Below are 15,695 nucleotides of genomic sequence, written 5' to 3' on the forward strand. Positions count from 1 at the left end.
GCATCCGCCGCCCCGGGGAGACACGCATGACCGAACGGGTCGTCCCGTCCGCCGCCCGGCAGCGCCGGCGCCCGACCAAACAGGGCGTCGTGCTCTCCGAGGAACTGATCGTCGAGACCGCGCTGCGGCTCATCGAGGAGCACGGCGCGGACGCGCTCTCGGTCCGCCGGCTGGGCCGGGCCCTCGGTGCCGACCCCAGCTCGCTGTACCGGTACTTCCGGCACACCGACGACCTGATGCTGGCCATCGCCGACGAGCTCATCGGCCGCACCCTGCGCACCTGGCGCCCGACCGGCGACTGGCGGGCCGACCTCAGGGACCTGGGCCTGCGCATGCACGCCGGTGCCCTCGCACACCCACGGGCGGCCGTGCTCAGCTCCTACCGGGTCACCGGGCGCGCGCACGAGATCCAGGCCGTCGAGACCATCGTCGGCGTACTGCGCGGAGCCGGTTTCCCCGACGCCGAGGCGGTGCGGATCTACCACGCCTTCGTCGACCAGGCCCTCGCCTTCGGCGCCCTCGACTCGGCGAGCGCGGCCATGCCGAAGGCGGCGCGCGAGACGGAGGCGGCCGTCTGGACGGCCACCTACGCCCGGCTGCCCGCCACCACCCACCCGCACATCGCCGCCACCGCCCGCCACCTCGTCGCGGACATGCGGCACAGCTCCTATCCGGCGGCCCTGGAACTGCTGCTCGACGCGGCGGCGGCGCGGCTCGCCGACTGAATCGGCCGTCCCGGGATATCCGCAAGGGAGAGGGCCGCGGGACACGAACGTCTCGCGTCCGGACCCTTCGGAGGAGACATGTCCTTGGTGAAAGCGGGCGTCGTCGTGCTCGACTGTGCCGAGCCGGAGAAACTCGCGGAGTTCTACAAGGAGTTGCTGGACGCGGAGCAGACGCACGAGAGCGCCAACCGGGTGGAGATACGGGGGGCCGACGGGATCCGGCTGGCGTTCCGTCGTGATGTGAACGCCACCCCGCCGAGCTGGCCGCGCCCCGAGAACGCGCTCCAGGTCCATCTGGACTTCGTGGTGGAGGAACTGGACGAGGTGGAACGCAGGGTGATCGGCCTCGGCGGTCGCGCCCTGGACACCAAGGACGTGACCGGCATCCACGAGGAACGCGGCTTCGCCGACCCGGCCGGCCACTCCTTCACCCTGCGGCTCATCCCGTCCACGGCACCGAAGCAGGGGTGAACCGGCGAGGTCGCGGTACCGGCGCAACGTGAACGAGGGGGGCTCGCGGCACCGCGAGCCCCCCTTCCCGTGCCGTGGTCAGTCCCGTGCCGTGGTCAGTCGCGGCCGCCCTTCTCCGCGGCCGGCCAGACGCCCGTCGAGCGTTCGATGGCCTTCGCCCCGGTGCGGTCGACCGCACTGCGGACCACGGCGAAGATGGCGCCCTGGACCGCCGCGGCCAGCAGGATCTCTCCCCAGCCGCGATCCCGGTCCAGCGCGTCGGGGGCGTCCTCCTCGTGCCGTATCGCCATCCAGGTCTTGCGGAAGGCGAGCCCGGCCAGGGCGCCGCCCGCCCAGCCCAGGACGAAGCCGACGGGCTGGTAGGCGAGGGGCAGTTTCTTCTTCTTGGCCACGTGGATCTCCTCCATCTAATGGGTGGGTTGCTCGCGCGCTCAGGGCCGTCCCTGTGCCGGGATCTCCTCGCCCGCCGGCACCGGCCCCGGGGGTGTCCCGTCGCCGAAGGGCCGGCCGCCCAGTTCCTCGCGGTGGTGCGGCGACAGCCAGCCGGACAGATCGGGGCCGAGCGGCACGATGCCGGTCGGGTTGATGCCGGTGTGGACCTGGTGGTAGTGCCGTTTGATGTGGTCGAAGTCGACCGTGTCACCGAACCCCGGCGTCTGGTAGAGGTCGCGGACGTAACCCCACAGCACCGGGTTCTCCGCCAGCTTCCAGCGGTTGCACTTGAAGTGGCCGTGGTAGACGGCGTCGAAGCGCACCAGCGTGGTGAACAGCCGGATGTCCGCCTCGGTGATCGTGTCCCCGACCAGATAGCGCTGCCGGGCCAGCCGCGGGGTCAGCGCCTCCAGCCGCCGGAACACGCCCGCGCAGGCGCTCTCGTACTCCTCCTGGACGGTGGCGAAACCCGCCCGGTACACACCGTTGTTGACGTCCTCGTAGACGTCCGCCATCACCGTGTCGATCTCGTCGCGCAGCGCCTGCGGATAGAGGTCGGGCGCCCCCTTCCGGTGCAGGGCCGTCCACTCGGTGGCGAGGTCCAGGGTGATCTGCTGGTAGTCGTTGGTGACCAGCTTCCCGCTGGGCACGTCCACCAGCGCCGGCACGCTCACACCGCCCGGGTAGTCGCTCTCCCGCCGGTCGTAGGCCTCGCTCAGGAAGCGGATGCCGAGGACCGGGTCACGGCCGTCCGGATCGAGGGTGAAACGCCAGCTGCGGTCGTCCTGGATCGGATCGGCGACGGCGAGGGACAGGGCGTCCTCCAGACCGAGCAGCCGCCGGGAGACCAGCGACCGGCTCGCCCACGGACAGGCACGGCTGACCACCAGCCGGTAGCGGCCCGCCTCCACCGGCCAGCCGTCCCGGCCGTCCGCGGTGACCCGGTCCGTGAAATGGCTCTTGGACCGCTTGAACGCCTTCCTGCCATAGGTGTCGTTGCCGTCGTCTCCGGCACTCATGTGTCCTCCTCCGTCCTCCTCGGGGTACGCCCTGGTGAACGCGTTCCCCGATTTCCGCCGACGGCACGGTGTGTGCCCCATCCCGCCGGGGGCAGTCGGCGGAGGTGACAGAGACATCTCCGCATCAGAAGGCCGACCGCAGGACCCGCGTCACCGTGCTGGTGGCGCTCGCCGCCAACCTGGTGATCGCCGTCGCCAAGGCCGTCGGCGGCCTGCTCGCCGGCTCACCCGCCCTGCTGTCCGAGGCCGCGCACTCCGTGGCCGACAGCATGAACGAGGTCTTCCTGCTCGCCGCACTGCGCCGCAGCCGACGCCCCGCCGACCGGCGCCACCCCTTCGGATACGGCAAGGAACGGTTCTTCTGGTCGCTGCTCGCGGCTGTCGGCATCTTCGTGATGGGCGGCTGTTTCTCCTTCTTCCAGGGCGTGGAGGCCCTGCGGGGCGGCTCCGAGGAGAAGCTCAGCGGCTATGTGGCGGGTCTGGTGGTCCTGGGCGTCGCCCTGCTCGCCGAGGGCGCCTCGCTGGTCCGCGCCCTGTACCAGGCGCACCGGCAGGGCCGGGGCGGCGACGGCCTGCGTGACCCCGCCCTGCGCACGGTGGTCGCCGAGGACGGCACCGCGGTGCTCGGCGTCACCCTCGCGATGGCCGGCATGGCGCTGCACATGGTGACCGGGCAGGTCGTGTGGGAGGCGTCCGCGTCCCTGGCGATCGGCGCACTGCTCGTCTACGTCGCCTACCGGCTGGGGCGGGAGGCCCGCGCCCAGTTGATCGGGGAGGCCGCGGATCCGGAGGCCAGCGGCAGGATCCGGGTCCTGCTGGACGCCCAGCCCGAGATCGACAGCGTGGAGGCGCTGTTCACGATGAAGATGGGGCTCGACGCGCTCCTGGTGGCCGCCCGCGTCGATCTGATGCCCGGTCTGGACAGCGAAAGGGTCGAGGAGGTCGCCGTCCGCATCAAGCGGTCCATCGCGAGCACGATCCCGGAAGCCGACCAGATCTTCCTCGACGTCACCGACCGGCTGGCCGCGGAGGCACGAGAAAGCCCCGCCGCGACGGGGGAGCGCGGCGGGGCCTGAGGCTCGGGTGCCCGGTCGTCACACGTCCATGCGCGCCGGGACCAAGATTTTTTTCCGAGGTGTCAGCTGCCGTCCGCGGGCTCCAGCACGAAGACCGGAATGACCCGATCCGTCTTCTTCTGGTATTCGGCGTACTGCGGGAAGGCCGCGACGGCACGCTCCCACCACGCGTCCTTCTCCGCCCCGGTGACCTCACGGGCGACCATGTCCCGTTTGGCCGGCCCGTCCTGGAGCTCCACATGGGGATCGGACTTGACGTTGTGGTACCAGACCGGATGCTTGGGCGCTCCACCCAGCGAGGCGACGGCGGCGTACCGCCCCTCGTGCTCGACGCGCATCAGCGGCGTCTTGCGCAGCTTGCCGCTCTTGGCGCCCTTGGTCGTCAGCAGGATGACGGGCATGCCCGTGTCCATCAACGTCGTTCCCTTGGTGCCGCCGGAGCTCTCGTACAACTCCACCTGCTCGCGCACCCACTGCTCCGGGCTGGGTTCGTACTCGCCCTTGAGAGGCATGGCATCCGTCCCATCATCATCGACTACGGCTGACTCGTACCGAGTTCAACATCGATACGCGCGGTATCCATCCCTACCCTGTTCCCCGCCGTCTCCACAAAGGGCCGACCGGCCATCGGCGTTCATCTCCGGCCAGTTTGCGTACGCCACCGATCTGGCCGAACTTGCCGTCGCCCCATAGGTGCCCGGGGCATCTAATGAAGATCTGCACGACGCACTCTTCGTCTGCGAGGTCTTCCATGACGGAAACACAGCCCGTCGCCTTCCCCCAGGACCGGACCTGTCCCTACCACCCGCCCACCGGCTACGACTCCCTGCGCGCCGAGCGTCCGCTGAGCCGGATCACCCTCTACGACGGCACCCAGGCCTGGATGGTGAGCGGCCACGGCGCCGCCCGCGCCCTGCTGGCCGACCCGCGGCTGTCCACCGACCGGACGCACCCCCGGTTTCCCGCGCCCACGGCCCGCTTCGCGGCGGTGCGGAACAAACGGGCCGCGCTGCTCGGTGTCGACGATCCCGAGCACCGCACCCAGCGGCGGATGATGATCCCCAGCTTCACACTGAAACGCGCCACCGAACTCCGCCCGCGCATCCAGCAGGTCGTGGACGAGCGGCTCGACGCGATGATCGCGCAGGGGCCGCCCGCCGAACTCGTGAGCGCCTTCGCGCTGCCCGTGCCCTCGACGGTGATCTGTGCCCTGCTCGGCGTCCCCTACGCGGACCACGACTTCTTCGAGGGGCAGTCCCGGCGGCTGCTGCGTGGCCCCGCGGCCGAGGACGTCCTGGACGCCCGTGAGCAACTGGCCTCCTACTTCGACGAGTTGATCGACCGTAAGGAGAAGCAGCGGGACCCGGGGGACGGTGTGCTGGACGAACTGGTCCACCGGCGGCTGCGCGAGGGCGAGATGGACCGCGAGGAGCTGATCGCCCTCGCGCTCATCCTGCTGGTCGCGGGCCACGAGACCACCGCGAACATGATCTCGCTCGGCACCTACACGCTTCTCCAGCACCCCGACCGGCTGGCCGAGTTGCGCGGTGACCCCGCGCTGCTGCCCATCGCGGTCGAGGAACTCATGCGGATGCTGTCGATCGCCGACGGGCTGCTGCGGATGGCCACCGAGGACATCGAGGTGGCGGGCACCACGATCCGGGCGGGCGAGGGCGTGGTCTTCGCGACCTCGGTCATCAACCGTGACGAGGACGTCTACGCCGACCCCGACACCCTCGACTGGCACCGCCCGGCCCGCCACCACGTCGCGTTCGGCTTCGGCATCCACCAGTGCCTCGGCCAGAACCTGGCCCGCGCCGAGCTGGAGATCGCCCTGCGCAGCCTCTTCGAGCGGCTGCCCACCCTCCGCCTCGCCGCACCGGCCGAGGAGATCCCCTTCAAGCCCGGCGACACCGTCCAGGGGATGCTGGAACTCCCCGTGACCTGGTAAGAGGATCGCGGTCATGCACATCGACATCGACACCGACGTCTGTATCGGCGCGGGCCAGTGCGCCCTGGCCGCGCCGGGCGTCTTCACCCAGGACGACGACGGCTACAGCACCCTGGTGCCCGGCCGCCAGGACGATGCCGGCGACCCCATGGTCCGCGAGGCGGCCCGGGCCTGCCCGGTCGGCGCCATCACGGTGTCCGAGACCGTTCGCTGACCGCGGGCGGGCCGAGGACGCCCAGCTCGATCCGGCGCAGCCGCGCCGGGTCGGCGACCACGTCGTAGGCCGTGATCCGCCCGCCCCGTACCGTCACCGGCAGAGCGAGCAGCAGCCGCCCGTGCGGGGCGACGACGATGCCCGCGTCGCCGTCGACCAGGGCGAGGGCCGCGAACCGGGAGCGTTCGCGCAGCGCCACGGTTCCCTCGGCCACCGCACGGGCACCGCGCAGTTCGGCCGGCACCCCGGGCGGCAGGACGGCGGGGTCGGCCCGGCGGACCACGTCGGGGGCGAGCACGTCGAGCAGCCCGCCGAGGTCGCCGCCCCGTGCGGCGGCCAGGAAGGTCTCGACGACCCGGCGGTGCCGGTCGAGTTCGGCCTCCGGGACGGCGGGAGTGCCCCGGACCTTGTGCCGGGCCCGGCTGGCGAGCTTCTTCGCGGCCGGCACGGAGCGGTTCACGACCGCCGCGACCTGGTCGAAGGGCACGCCGAACAGGTCGTGCAGCACGAACGCGACCCGTTCGGCGGGGCCCAGCCTCTCCAGCACCACCAGGAGGGCGAGGCCCACGGAGTCACCGAGGACGGCCTCGTCCTCGGGGGCGTCCGCACCGGCCGGCTCCGGCACCCGGGGGCCGTACGGCTCCTCCCGCCGCGCCGCGCGCGAGCGGAGCATGTCCAGGCACACCCGGGAGACCACCGTCGTCAGCCACCCCGCCAGGTTGTCGATGGAGCCGGCGTCCGTACGGCTCAGCCGCAGCCAGGCCTCCTGGACGGCGTCCTCCGCCTCCTCGGCCGAGCCCAGCATGCGGTGCGCCACCGCCCGCAGCCGCCCGCGCCGCTCCTCGAACCGCCGCGCCAGCTCGTCGTGCCCGTCCATCGGTCACCTTCCTCCCGCGTGCTCCGTCACCCCACTGACGAACCCGACCCGATCGAGGTGACCGACGTGACCCTCCTGCACATCGACGCCAGCGCCGACACGGCCGCCGACTCCGTCAGCAGGCGCCTGACCGGCCTGTTCGCCACCACCTGGCGGGCCCGCCGGCCGACGGCTCACTACCGGCACCGCGACCTGTGCGCGACCCCGGCCCCCGCGCTGACCCCGGCGTACGCCAGCCTCGGCCGCCGCGTGGAGCGCGCGGGTTTCGTCCCGCCGGACAAGGTCCCGGCGCTGGTCGAGAACGCCGCCGAGGAACGCGAGTGGCACCTGACCCGTCCGCTGATCGACGAACTGCTCGCCGCGGACACCGTGCTGCTCGGTGTGCCGATGTACAACTTCTCCGTCCCCGCGTCCCTGAAGGCGTGGATCGACCGCGTCACCTTTCCCGGCGCGTACGCCGACCCCGCCACCGGCGAGAGCCTGCTGAGGGACACCCGCGTGGTCGTGGTCATGGCGCGCGGCGGCGGTTACGGCCCCGGCACACCACGTGAGTCGTACGACTTCCAGACGCCCTATCTGAGGGCCTACTTCGGGAACCTCGGCGTGCGGACCACGCACTTCGTGGCCGCCGAGCTGACCCTCGCCGGACTGCTGCCGCACCTGGCGGACCTGACGGGGCTCGCGGACCAGTCCCTCGACCGGGCCAGGGCCGAGGTGACGGCGCTCGCCGCCGGTTGATCTCAGCGGGACTCCAGCAGCGACCGGGCCGCCTCGCGGGCCTCGACGGCCGGCCCGGTGCTCCCGTTGATCCCCGCCGTGACCATGGCGCCCTCGGCCAGCAGGAACAGGGGCCCGGCCAGGGCGGCGGGGTGCCCGGCAGCGGTCACGAGGGAGGTCAGGTAGTCGGCGAACGCCCGCTTGTGGGCCCGCACTTGAGCCGCCACGCGCTCCGAGGTGGCGCCCAGTTCGCCGTAGGAGTTGATCCAGGCGCATCCGTGGAAGCCCTCCTCGCCGAACCACAGTTCCAGCCAGTCGAAGACGGCGAGGACGCGCAGCCCGGGGTCCTGCTCGCGCTCCACATGGGCGGCGAGCCGTCCGCGCCAGCGCCCGTCGCGCCGCTCCAGATAGGCCTCGACCAACTGCTCCTTCGCGGGGAAGAGCTGGTAGAGCCGCTTCAGGGACACCCCGGACGCGCCCCGGACGTCGTCCATGCCGACGGCCTGGATGCCTCGCCCGTAGAACAGCTCCTCGGCGGCGTCCAACGCCCGCTCCCGGGCCACTGCGCTGTCCATGTCCGACCACTCCTTGACGCGAGAACGAGCGTTCTCCTACGGTAGCAGCCACCCCGGAGAACGCACGTTCTCCCTTGCTGCTTCCGGAGGATCCCATGTCCGACCGCCCGCCCCTGCCGCCCTTCACCCGCGAGACGGCCGCCCAGAAGGTCCAGGCCGCCGAGGATGCCTGGAACACCCGCGACCCCCACCGGGTGGCGCTCGCCTACTCCGAGGACTCGGTGTGGCGCAACCGCGACACCTTCGTCACCGGCCGCGCCCGGATCGTCGAGTTCCTCACCGCCAAGTGGGCCCGCGAGCACGAGTACGCCCTGCGCAAGGACCTGTGGGCCTTCGACGGCAACCGCATCGCGGTCCGCTTCCAGTACGAGTGCCGGGACGCCGAGGGTCAGTGGTGGCGGTCGTACGGCAACGAACTGTGGGAGTTCGACGAGCACGGGCTGATGACCCGGCGCGAGGCCAGCATCAACGACATGGCGATCGAGGAGAAGGAGCGCCGCATCATCGGCCCGCGGCCCGCATCCGAGCGGGGGCTGTCCTTCCCGCTTCAGTAGGGTTCCCCGGTGACCGACCAGGACGAGACACCGCCCTTTCTGTACGTCGTCGTCTGCGCCGCCGGTGTCGCCGCGGACGTCGGCGAGCTGATCGCCGCCGCGCAGGAACGGCGGTGGCGGGTCGGCGTGTTCGCGACACCGACCGCCATGAACGGCTTCTTCGACCCGGCCGCCGTCGAGGCGCGCACCGGCCGCCCGATCCGCTCCGCCTGGCGCCGCCCGGGCGACCCGCGGCCCTTCCCGGACCCCGACGCGGTCGTGGTGGCCCCGGCCACCTTCAACACGATCAACAAGTGGGCGGCCGGTATCGCCGACACCCTCGCATTGGGCACCCTGTGCGAGGTCTCCGGCCAGGGCGTCCCGATCGGCGTCCTGCCCTGCGTCTCCGACGCGCTCGCCGCGCATCCCGCCTACCAGGACAGCCTGATACGGCTGCGCGGGATGGGCGTGCGGTTCGCGGACCCCGGCCAGGACGGGGAGTTCGCATGGGAGCGGGCGCTGGACCTGGTCGGGCGGACCGGACGGTGACGAGGGACGGCGGGCGGGACCGGCGACACAGGGTCCGTCGGGCAGGGAGCGCACATGACGTCGTACGCTCCCCTTCACACCCACCTCGACGGCAGGAGCGGCAACGATGCAGTACGTGAAGCTCGGTTCGACGGGTCTGGACGTCTCGCGGGTCTGTCTGGGCTGTATGTCCTACGGCCTGCCCGACCGCGGCGTGCACGAGTGGACCCTCGACGAGGAGGCCTCGCGTCCGTTGATCCGGCAGGCGCTGGAGGCCGGGATCACCTTCTTCGACACGGCGAACGTCTACTCCGACGGCACCAGCGAGGAGATCGTCGGCAAGGCCCTCGCGGACTTCGCGAACCGCGACGAGATCGTGCTCGCCACCAAGGTGAACGGCCGGATGCGGCCCGGGACCAACGCCGCCGGACTGTCCCGCAAGGCAATCATGACGGAGATCGACCACAGCCTGACCCGCCTCGGCACCGACTACGTCGACCTTTACCAGATCCACCGCTTCGACCCGCACACCCCGGTCGAGGAGACGATGGAGGCCCTGCACGACCTGGTCAAGGCGGGCAAGGTGCGCTACATCGGGGCGAGTTCGATGTACGCCTGGCAGTTCTCCAAGATGCAGTACACCGCCGAACGGCACGGCTGGACGAAGTTCGTCTCCATGCAGAACCACTACAACCTCCTCTACCGCGAGGAGGAGCGCGAGATGCTGCCTCTCTGTGCCGACCAGCGCGTCAGTGCCCTGCCGTGGAGCCCGCTCGCCCGCGGCCGCCTCACCCGCGACTGGGGCACCGTCACCGAACGCAGCGCCAACGACGACTTCGGCAGCCGCCTCTACCAGGAGGGCGACCGGGCCATCGTCGAGGCGGTCACCCGCATCGCGAACGACCGAGGCGTGCCCCGCGCCCAGGTGGCCCTCGCCTGGCTGCTGGCCCAGGACACGGTGGCCGCGCCGATCGTGGGCGCGGGCAAGCCCCACCACATCGAGGACGCGGTGGCCGCGGTCGAACTGGAGCTGAGCGACAAGGAGATCGAGGAGCTGGAGCAGCCTTACACGGCCCGTCCGATCTCCGGCCACTGAGGCTAATGGGGCCCGTGCGGTTCGAACTCGGTACCGCACGGGCCTGCGCCCTCGCTCTCGGCCAGCCGCACCCGCTCGCCGCTCATCGCGATGGTCCGGTAGTACTCCCCGATCCGCTCGGTCGACGCCCCCACGTAGTGCCCGATGAACGACCGCCGGAACCGGTCCGTGGTGCCGTTGGGCTGTGAGCCGTGCACCAGACTGCCGTTGAAGAACAACACGTCCCCCGGAGACATGTCGACCGGCACGGTCGCGAGCCCCGCGGGCGGCGGCACGAATTCCCGCGCGAAGGACACCTCCGCGTCCGCCTCCTCCGGACAGAACAGGTCCATCCGGTGGGTGCCGGGCACGACCTCCAGACCGCCGTTGTCCCGGTCGATCACATCGCAGGCGACCCACGCCGCCACACACGTGCCCGGCTCGACCCGCAGATAGAAGTTGTCCTGGTGCAGCGCCTGCCCCCGGGCCCCCGGCGGCTTGAAATAGAACATGCTCTGCGCGGCCAGCACCTCCTCGCCGAGCAGTGATTCCAGGATGTCCCGCAGCCGCGGATCCAGCAGGAAACGCCGAGCGGGTTCCTCGATCTCGTGCGGCTGCATCACCCGGGGATAGCGGTGCAGCGGATCCTCCGACACGCGCGGCGAGAAGTGCCCCGGCACCGGTCCCGCCGCGTGCAGCGCCGCGAACCGGGCGCACAGCCCGTCGATCTCCTCCGATCCGAACAGTCCGCGGACGACCATGAAGCCGTCCTCCTGGAACCGCTGGACCCCTGTCGCGATATCCGTGACTGTCATGTGTCCCCTTCGATCCGCTTCCTGATTCTCGTCGCCGAGGTGTGTTCCACTCGTCACGCTAGGCCGCCGTGCCCCTCAGGAGGATGCCCGTGACCGCTGGCGGATTGCCCGAGACCGCTGCCGCCCCCGGCGATCCCGCCCCGCCGCCGGGCCTGGTGGTGGTCGGCCGCTTCGACGAGCGGCCGGGATACGGCGTCGACCGGCCCCGGGGATCGGACAGTTGGCTGTTCACCTGGACGACCGGCGGACGGGGCCGACTGCGCCAGGGGAGTACCGGGACCGGGGCGGGCGCCGGGGACCTGGTGGTCCTGGGACCGGGCGTCCGGCACGGCTACGGCGTCGAACAGGGCGCCACGCACTGGGAGTTCTGGTGGGTGCACTGCGGGGCCAGACCGTCCTGGCACCCCTGGCTCCGGCCGTACGGCACGGGCGACGGGATGTACGTCGTGCCCGGCGCGTCCGGAAAGCCGCACGGCCGGATCGAGGCGGCCTTCGGCCGGATGCTCGCCGACGCCCGCTGGACCGGGACCGGGGCGCCTCCCGCCACCCCGTCGGCGGACGACCGGGTGGCGGTGGCGTACTCCACCACCGCCAGGGAACTCGCCCTGTCCGCGCTGGAAGAGGTCCTCCTGCTCACGGCCGGCGCCGCGCACGCCCCGCCGGACCGGACCGGCGTCGATCCCCGGGTGCGCAGGGTCCAGGAGCTGATCGCGGCCGACCCCGGAGCCCCGCACACCGTCCGTTCGCTCGCCGACAGCGTCTCGCTCTCGCCGTCCCGGTTCGCCCACCTCTTCACCCGGCAGCTCGGCCGGTCCCCGATGCGGGCACTGCGCGAGGCGCGCCTGCGGCACGCCGCCCGGCTGCTGGAGGGCACCGACCTGTCCGTGGAACGGATTTCGGCCGCCTCCGGCTTCGCCAGCCCGTTCCACTTCAACCGGGTCTTCCGCGAACACCACGGGCTGCCGCCGGGGGCCTACCGGGCACGCTGCTCAATGGTTGGAACATGATCTCGCGGGACCGGCCGGATGCACGGTGTAGTGGCCGTTCAATGGTTTGAGTGGTCGCGGTGTGCGGCCAAGTGAATCCCATTTCCAAATCAAGGCGCCGATGCGACCGTAAACACCTAAGATGCCGGGGCTTGACGGCGGGTCAAATCCAGGCTGCGCGCACGCAAAGCACAAAAGCGCGAGATCTCTTGTTAGGTATCGCTGACCTGTGCAAAGGTGTGGCGTGTCGGCGCACAGACCATACACATTTTTCGTTGCGCCCAAGTGACCACTCTCGTACGCCCCATCATGCTTCAAAAGAGCTGTCCAGGCGGACGTACCCATTGGTATGGACTTTATGCAGCAGGTCCTCGGGAGGAATACCGCCGTGAAAGACGCAGGGCTGTCGAATTCTCCGACTCCCGCTCGCCCGTCCGCCGTCACGGACGAGCAACTCAGTGCCGAGCTCAAGAAGTGGAGTGGAGCGGCCCCCGCGCTGCAACCGGTCGGTGAACTCCTCGACCGGCACTGGGAAGCCGCCTTCGCCTACGCCCGGCTCTGCACCGACGGCGTCCGTCCCGCGGGAATGCTCACGACCGCGGCATTCACCAGACTCTTCGGCGAAACGCTGCGCCAGACCGGGCCGACCTCTGCCTGGCGGCCCCGACTCCTCGTCACGGTGCGCCGTATCGCCGCCGAATGGGACACCGACCGCAGACGCGACATGCTCCACCCGGAGCTGAGAGCCGACACCGGCGACGGGGACCGGGCCACGGCCCGGCTGCTGCCGCCGGCCGACCGGCGGGTGCTGTCCGGGGCGTTCCAGCGGGTGCCGCAGTCGGCCCGCTGCCTGCTGTGGCACGTCGAGGTCGAGGCCGAGCCGCTCGCCGTACCCGCCGCGCTGCTGGGCCTGGACGAGGAGGACGCCCGGGTCGAACTCGGTCGTGCCCGCGAGCGGCTGCGCGAGGAGTGCCTCCAGGTCCACCGCGAACTCGCGCCCGAGCAGGAGTGCCGCCACTACCTCCGGCTGCTCGACGTGACCTACCGCCGCGGCGGCGTCGACATCGACAAGGACCTGCGCGCCCATCTGGAAGGGTGCAGGCACTGTCGGCGCACCGCCGACCAGTTGCACCAGTTCAACCAGGGACTCGGCGGCGCGCTGGCCGAGGCCGTGCTCGGCTGGGCCGCGCAGACCTATCACGAGACCCGCGCGCACATGAACGCCGTACCTGAGGAGCCTGATGCCCCGCCCGCGCCGGCCGCGCGGGAGATACCGGCCCCGCCGATCATGGGCGAGTCGTTCTTCCCGCTGCCGGACGCCGTGCCCCCGCTGCCCGCGCGGATGCCCGAAGTTCCCGCGCCCGAAGTTCCCGCGTCCGAAGCTCCGGCGGCCGGTCCGCGCAGCCGCGCTCGCGCCGTCTCGCACCGCTCCAGCCACAAGAAGGCGCCCCGGCGCGTCGGCCGCCGCAACCTCGGGGCGGCCGTCCTGACCGTGAGCGGGCTCATCGTCCTGCCCCTGGTGCTGTGGTCCTCCCTCGGTTCGTCCGACGGGACCGGCACGGCCGGCGACGCCACCCCCTCGGACGCGGCGGACACCGACACGGGCGCCTCGGCCTCCGACCCGTCCTGGGCCGGTGCCGGTGACGCGAAGCAGGGCACCCTGCGCGGCCGGCTGCACAACGTGGCCTCCGGGCTGTGCGTCGGCGTCGTCGGCGGGAAGGCCGTCAAGGGAGCGGAGACCGAACTCACCAAGTGCTCCTCGGTGGCCGGCCAGCAGTGGTCGTACGACACCGACGGGCTGCTGCGCAGCGCGGAGGACCCCGACCTCTGCCTGGACTCCCACCTCGGCTACTCGGTGCAACTGGCCCCCTGCACGGGCGCGTCCACGGCCGGCGCCAAGAACATCCGCTACGACTTCACCCTCCAGGGCACTCTGGTGCCCCGCTGGGACCAGGACCTGGCCCTCACCCCCGCGGCCACCGACGGGGCGGGCGCCCTGGTCGTCAAGGCCCGCGACGACGCCGCCGAACAGCGTTGGGTGATCGACACCTCCCAGCCCGACCCGCAGATGGAAGTGGTCAACTGGGGCGCGGAGGCCACACCTTCGAAGACGCCCACCCCCAAGGCGTCGAAGTCACCCACGCCGACGCCCACCCCGCCCCCGTCCACCACCCCGCCGGCCCCCAGGACGACCCCGACGCCGACCCCGTCGGCCACGGCCCCGTCGAACGCGTACTGCTACTACAACCCCTCCTACTGCTACGGAGGCGGCCAGTACGGCGGGTACCCGGGCTACGGCGGCGGCTATGGCGGAGGTTATGGCGGTGGCTACGGCGGTTACGGCGGCGGGTACGACGGTCGCCGCTGACCGCCGGCTCAGACCCCGACGAGCCAGAGCGACGCCCACAGCGCGAGCACCGCGGGGACGAGGGCGGCCGGCACGGTCAGCAGGCCGAGCCGGGTGAACTCGCCGAGGTCGACGTCGTGCTCGTGCCGGTGCGCGATGCGCCGCCACAGCAGCGTGGCCAGTGACCCGGCGTAGGTGAGGTTCGGGCCGATGTTCACCCCGAGCAGCACCGCGAGTACGGCGCCGGGTCCGGCCGCCGCGGTCAGCGGCAGCAGGACCAGCACCGCGGGCAGGTTGTTGATCAGGTTCGCCAGGACGGCGGCCAGCACGGCGATGCCCAGCAGCGCGGCGAGCCCCGTCCCCTCGGGCAGCAGGTGCCGCAGCCCGTCGGCCAGGCCGTTGTCGACGACCGCGCGCACGACGACACCGAGCGCCAGGACGAACGCCAGGAACGCCGGCGAGGCGGCCCGCACCACACCGAGCGGGGTGTCCTGTCGCCGGAGCAGCGCCCGCCCGGCCAGTACGAGCGCTCCGGCGAGGGCGGCCCAGGCGGGTTCGACGCCGACGGCGGAGGTCACCACGAATCCGGCGAGTGTGCAGCCCACGGTGACCAGCGCGAAGACCGGCAGCGTGGGTGCTTCGGCCGGCTCGGGGGAGGGGGCGACCTCCAGTAGTTCGCGGGCGAAGAAGCGCCGGAAGACCAGGTACTCGGCGGCGATCGCGACCAGCCAGGGCAGTGCCATCAGCGCCGCGAACCGGGTGAAGCTCAGCCCGCTGGCCGCGAACGCCAGCAGGTTGGTGAGGTTGGAGACCGGCAGCAGCAGTGAGGCCGTGTTCGACAGGTGCGCGCTCGCGTAGGCGTGCGGCTTGGCGGGGACGCCCATGCGGGTGGCGGTGACGAACACCACCGGCGTCAGCAGCACCACCGTGGCGTCCAGGCTGAGGACGGCCGTGATCGCCGACGCCAGCACGAACACCGCGGTCAGCAGCCGCCCGGGCGAGCCCGCCGCCCGCCGGGCCATCCAGGCCCCGCACGCGTGGAAGAGCCCCTCGACGTCACAGAAGTGGGCCAGCACCAGCACGGCGGCCAGGAACCCGACGACCGGCCCGAGCCGTTCGACCTCCTGCCACGCGTGCTCCGGCGAGATGATCCCGGTCGCGATCGCCAGCCCCGCCGCCGGGACCGCGAGCACCGCCTCCGGCCATCCGAAGGGACGCAGGACCGCCCAGGCGAGTACGGCGACGAGCAGCAGGACGGAGACGGTTTCGGCGAGCGGGGAGTTCAGGGCGGATCCTTCAAGCGTGAACAAGTGTGCGCGTCCATGAAACCAGGTGCGGGTAAGAAACCCGCCGG

At 71.7% G+C, this 15,695-nt stretch carries 18 protein-coding genes; 11 read left to right on the forward strand and 7 right to left on the reverse strand.

Annotated elements, in window-relative coordinates; translation table 11 throughout:
- The first annotated feature begins 26 nt into the window (after window positions 1-26).
- On the forward strand, window positions 27-725 hold the full coding sequence (locus tag SLINC_RS40705) for a TetR/AcrR family transcriptional regulator (RefSeq protein ID WP_067443441.1): 699 nt from the start codon (window positions 27-29) through the stop codon (window positions 723-725).
- A gap of 78 nt (window positions 726-803) precedes the next feature.
- Window positions 804-1,196, forward strand: a complete 393-nt coding sequence (locus SLINC_RS40710) for a VOC family protein (protein WP_067443442.1) — start codon at window positions 804-806, stop codon at window positions 1,194-1,196.
- Window positions 1,197-1,291: 95 nt separating this feature from the next.
- Here the strand turns inward: SLINC_RS40710 and SLINC_RS40715 are convergent, their stop codons facing one another.
- Both SLINC_RS40715 and SLINC_RS40720 read right to left on the reverse strand, forming a co-directional pair.
- Window positions 1,292-1,588 (reverse strand): DUF4235 domain-containing protein, encoded by a 297-nt coding sequence (locus SLINC_RS40715; protein WP_067446303.1) that lies wholly within the window; start codon window positions 1,586-1,588, stop codon window positions 1,292-1,294.
- Between the two features lie 39 nt (window positions 1,589-1,627).
- Window positions 1,628-2,647, reverse strand: coding sequence for a glutathione S-transferase family protein (locus SLINC_RS40720; RefSeq protein WP_067443443.1), 1,020 nt, complete (start codon window positions 2,645-2,647; stop codon window positions 1,628-1,630).
- Window positions 2,648-2,802: 155 nt separating this feature from the next.
- Here SLINC_RS40720 and SLINC_RS40725 point away from each other — a divergent pair, with 155 nt between their 5' ends.
- Window positions 2,803-3,723, forward strand: a complete 921-nt coding sequence (locus SLINC_RS40725; RefSeq protein WP_067443444.1) for a cation diffusion facilitator family transporter — start codon at window positions 2,803-2,805, stop codon at window positions 3,721-3,723.
- Between the two features lie 62 nt (window positions 3,724-3,785).
- Here SLINC_RS40725 and SLINC_RS40730 read toward each other — a convergent pair whose 3' ends face one another.
- Window positions 3,786-4,235 carry a nitroreductase family deazaflavin-dependent oxidoreductase gene (locus tag SLINC_RS40730; protein WP_067443445.1) on the reverse strand — a complete coding sequence of 150 codons (450 nt, stop codon included), beginning with the start codon at window positions 4,233-4,235 and terminating at the stop codon, window positions 3,786-3,788.
- Between the two features lie 239 nt (window positions 4,236-4,474).
- Between SLINC_RS40730 and SLINC_RS40735 the strand changes: the two genes are divergently transcribed.
- On the forward strand, window positions 4,475-5,674 hold the full coding sequence (locus SLINC_RS40735; RefSeq protein ID WP_067443446.1) for a cytochrome P450: 1,200 nt from the start codon (window positions 4,475-4,477) through the stop codon (window positions 5,672-5,674).
- A 13-nt stretch (window positions 5,675-5,687) separates the two neighbouring features.
- Window positions 5,688-5,888 carry a ferredoxin gene (locus tag SLINC_RS40740; protein ID WP_067443447.1) on the forward strand — a complete coding sequence of 67 codons (201 nt, stop codon included), beginning with the start codon at window positions 5,688-5,690 and terminating at the stop codon, window positions 5,886-5,888.
- On the opposite strand, the gene SLINC_RS40745 is transcribed toward SLINC_RS40740, so the two are convergent.
- Window positions 5,863-6,765 carry a sigma-70 family RNA polymerase sigma factor gene (locus SLINC_RS40745; RefSeq protein ID WP_067443448.1) on the reverse strand — a complete coding sequence of 301 codons (903 nt, stop codon included), beginning with the start codon at window positions 6,763-6,765 and terminating at the stop codon, window positions 5,863-5,865. The two genes, SLINC_RS40740 and SLINC_RS40745, sit on opposite strands and share 26 nt — an antisense overlap.
- Window positions 6,766-6,831: 66 nt before the next feature.
- On the opposite strand from SLINC_RS40745, the gene SLINC_RS40750 reads away from it, so the two are divergent.
- Window positions 6,832-7,503, forward strand: a complete 672-nt coding sequence (locus SLINC_RS40750) for an FMN-dependent NADH-azoreductase (RefSeq protein WP_067446306.1) — start codon at window positions 6,832-6,834, stop codon at window positions 7,501-7,503.
- Between the two features lie 2 nt (window positions 7,504-7,505).
- Here the strand turns inward: SLINC_RS40750 and SLINC_RS40755 are convergent, their stop codons facing one another.
- On the reverse strand, window positions 7,506-8,057 hold the full coding sequence (locus SLINC_RS40755) for a TetR/AcrR family transcriptional regulator (RefSeq protein ID WP_067443449.1): 552 nt from the start codon (window positions 8,055-8,057) through the stop codon (window positions 7,506-7,508).
- 95 nt (window positions 8,058-8,152) lie between these two features.
- Here SLINC_RS40755 and SLINC_RS40760 point away from each other — a divergent pair, with 95 nt between their 5' ends.
- From SLINC_RS40760 to SLINC_RS40770, 3 genes are all read left to right on the forward strand, one after another.
- Window positions 8,153-8,611 (forward strand): nuclear transport factor 2 family protein, encoded by a 459-nt coding sequence (locus SLINC_RS40760; RefSeq protein ID WP_067443450.1) that lies wholly within the window; start codon window positions 8,153-8,155, stop codon window positions 8,609-8,611.
- A 9-nt stretch (window positions 8,612-8,620) separates the two neighbouring features.
- Complete coding sequence (locus SLINC_RS40765; protein ID WP_067443451.1) at window positions 8,621-9,139, forward strand: flavoprotein; 519 nt, start codon at window positions 8,621-8,623, stop codon at window positions 9,137-9,139.
- 106 nt (window positions 9,140-9,245) lie between these two features.
- The gene (locus SLINC_RS40770; RefSeq protein WP_067443452.1) at window positions 9,246-10,214 is read left to right on the forward strand and encodes an aldo/keto reductase; all 969 of its coding nucleotides are present in this window, start codon (window positions 9,246-9,248) and stop codon (window positions 10,212-10,214) included.
- A 2-nt stretch (window positions 10,215-10,216) separates the two neighbouring features.
- Here SLINC_RS40770 and SLINC_RS40775 read toward each other — a convergent pair whose 3' ends face one another.
- Complete coding sequence (locus SLINC_RS40775) at window positions 10,217-11,008, reverse strand: phytanoyl-CoA dioxygenase family protein (protein ID WP_067443453.1); 792 nt, start codon at window positions 11,006-11,008, stop codon at window positions 10,217-10,219.
- 83 nt (window positions 11,009-11,091) lie between these two features.
- Here SLINC_RS40775 and SLINC_RS40780 point away from each other — a divergent pair, with 83 nt between their 5' ends.
- Complete coding sequence (locus SLINC_RS40780) at window positions 11,092-12,015, forward strand: helix-turn-helix domain-containing protein (RefSeq protein WP_079164969.1); 924 nt, start codon at window positions 11,092-11,094, stop codon at window positions 12,013-12,015.
- 367 nt (window positions 12,016-12,382) lie between these two features.
- Complete coding sequence (locus SLINC_RS40785) at window positions 12,383-14,362, forward strand: RICIN domain-containing protein (protein ID WP_067443455.1); 1,980 nt, start codon at window positions 12,383-12,385, stop codon at window positions 14,360-14,362.
- An 8-nt stretch (window positions 14,363-14,370) separates the two neighbouring features.
- Here SLINC_RS40785 and SLINC_RS40790 read toward each other — a convergent pair whose 3' ends face one another.
- Entirely contained in the window at window positions 14,371-15,627 is a 1,257-nt protein-coding gene (locus tag SLINC_RS40790) for an arsenic transporter (RefSeq protein WP_182449334.1), read from the reverse strand.
- Window positions 15,628-15,695: the final 68 nt, after the last annotated feature.

Origin of the sequence: Streptomyces lincolnensis, assembly GCF_001685355.1 — a bacterium.
GTDB lineage: Bacteria > Actinomycetota > Actinomycetes > Streptomycetales > Streptomycetaceae > Streptomyces > Streptomyces lincolnensis.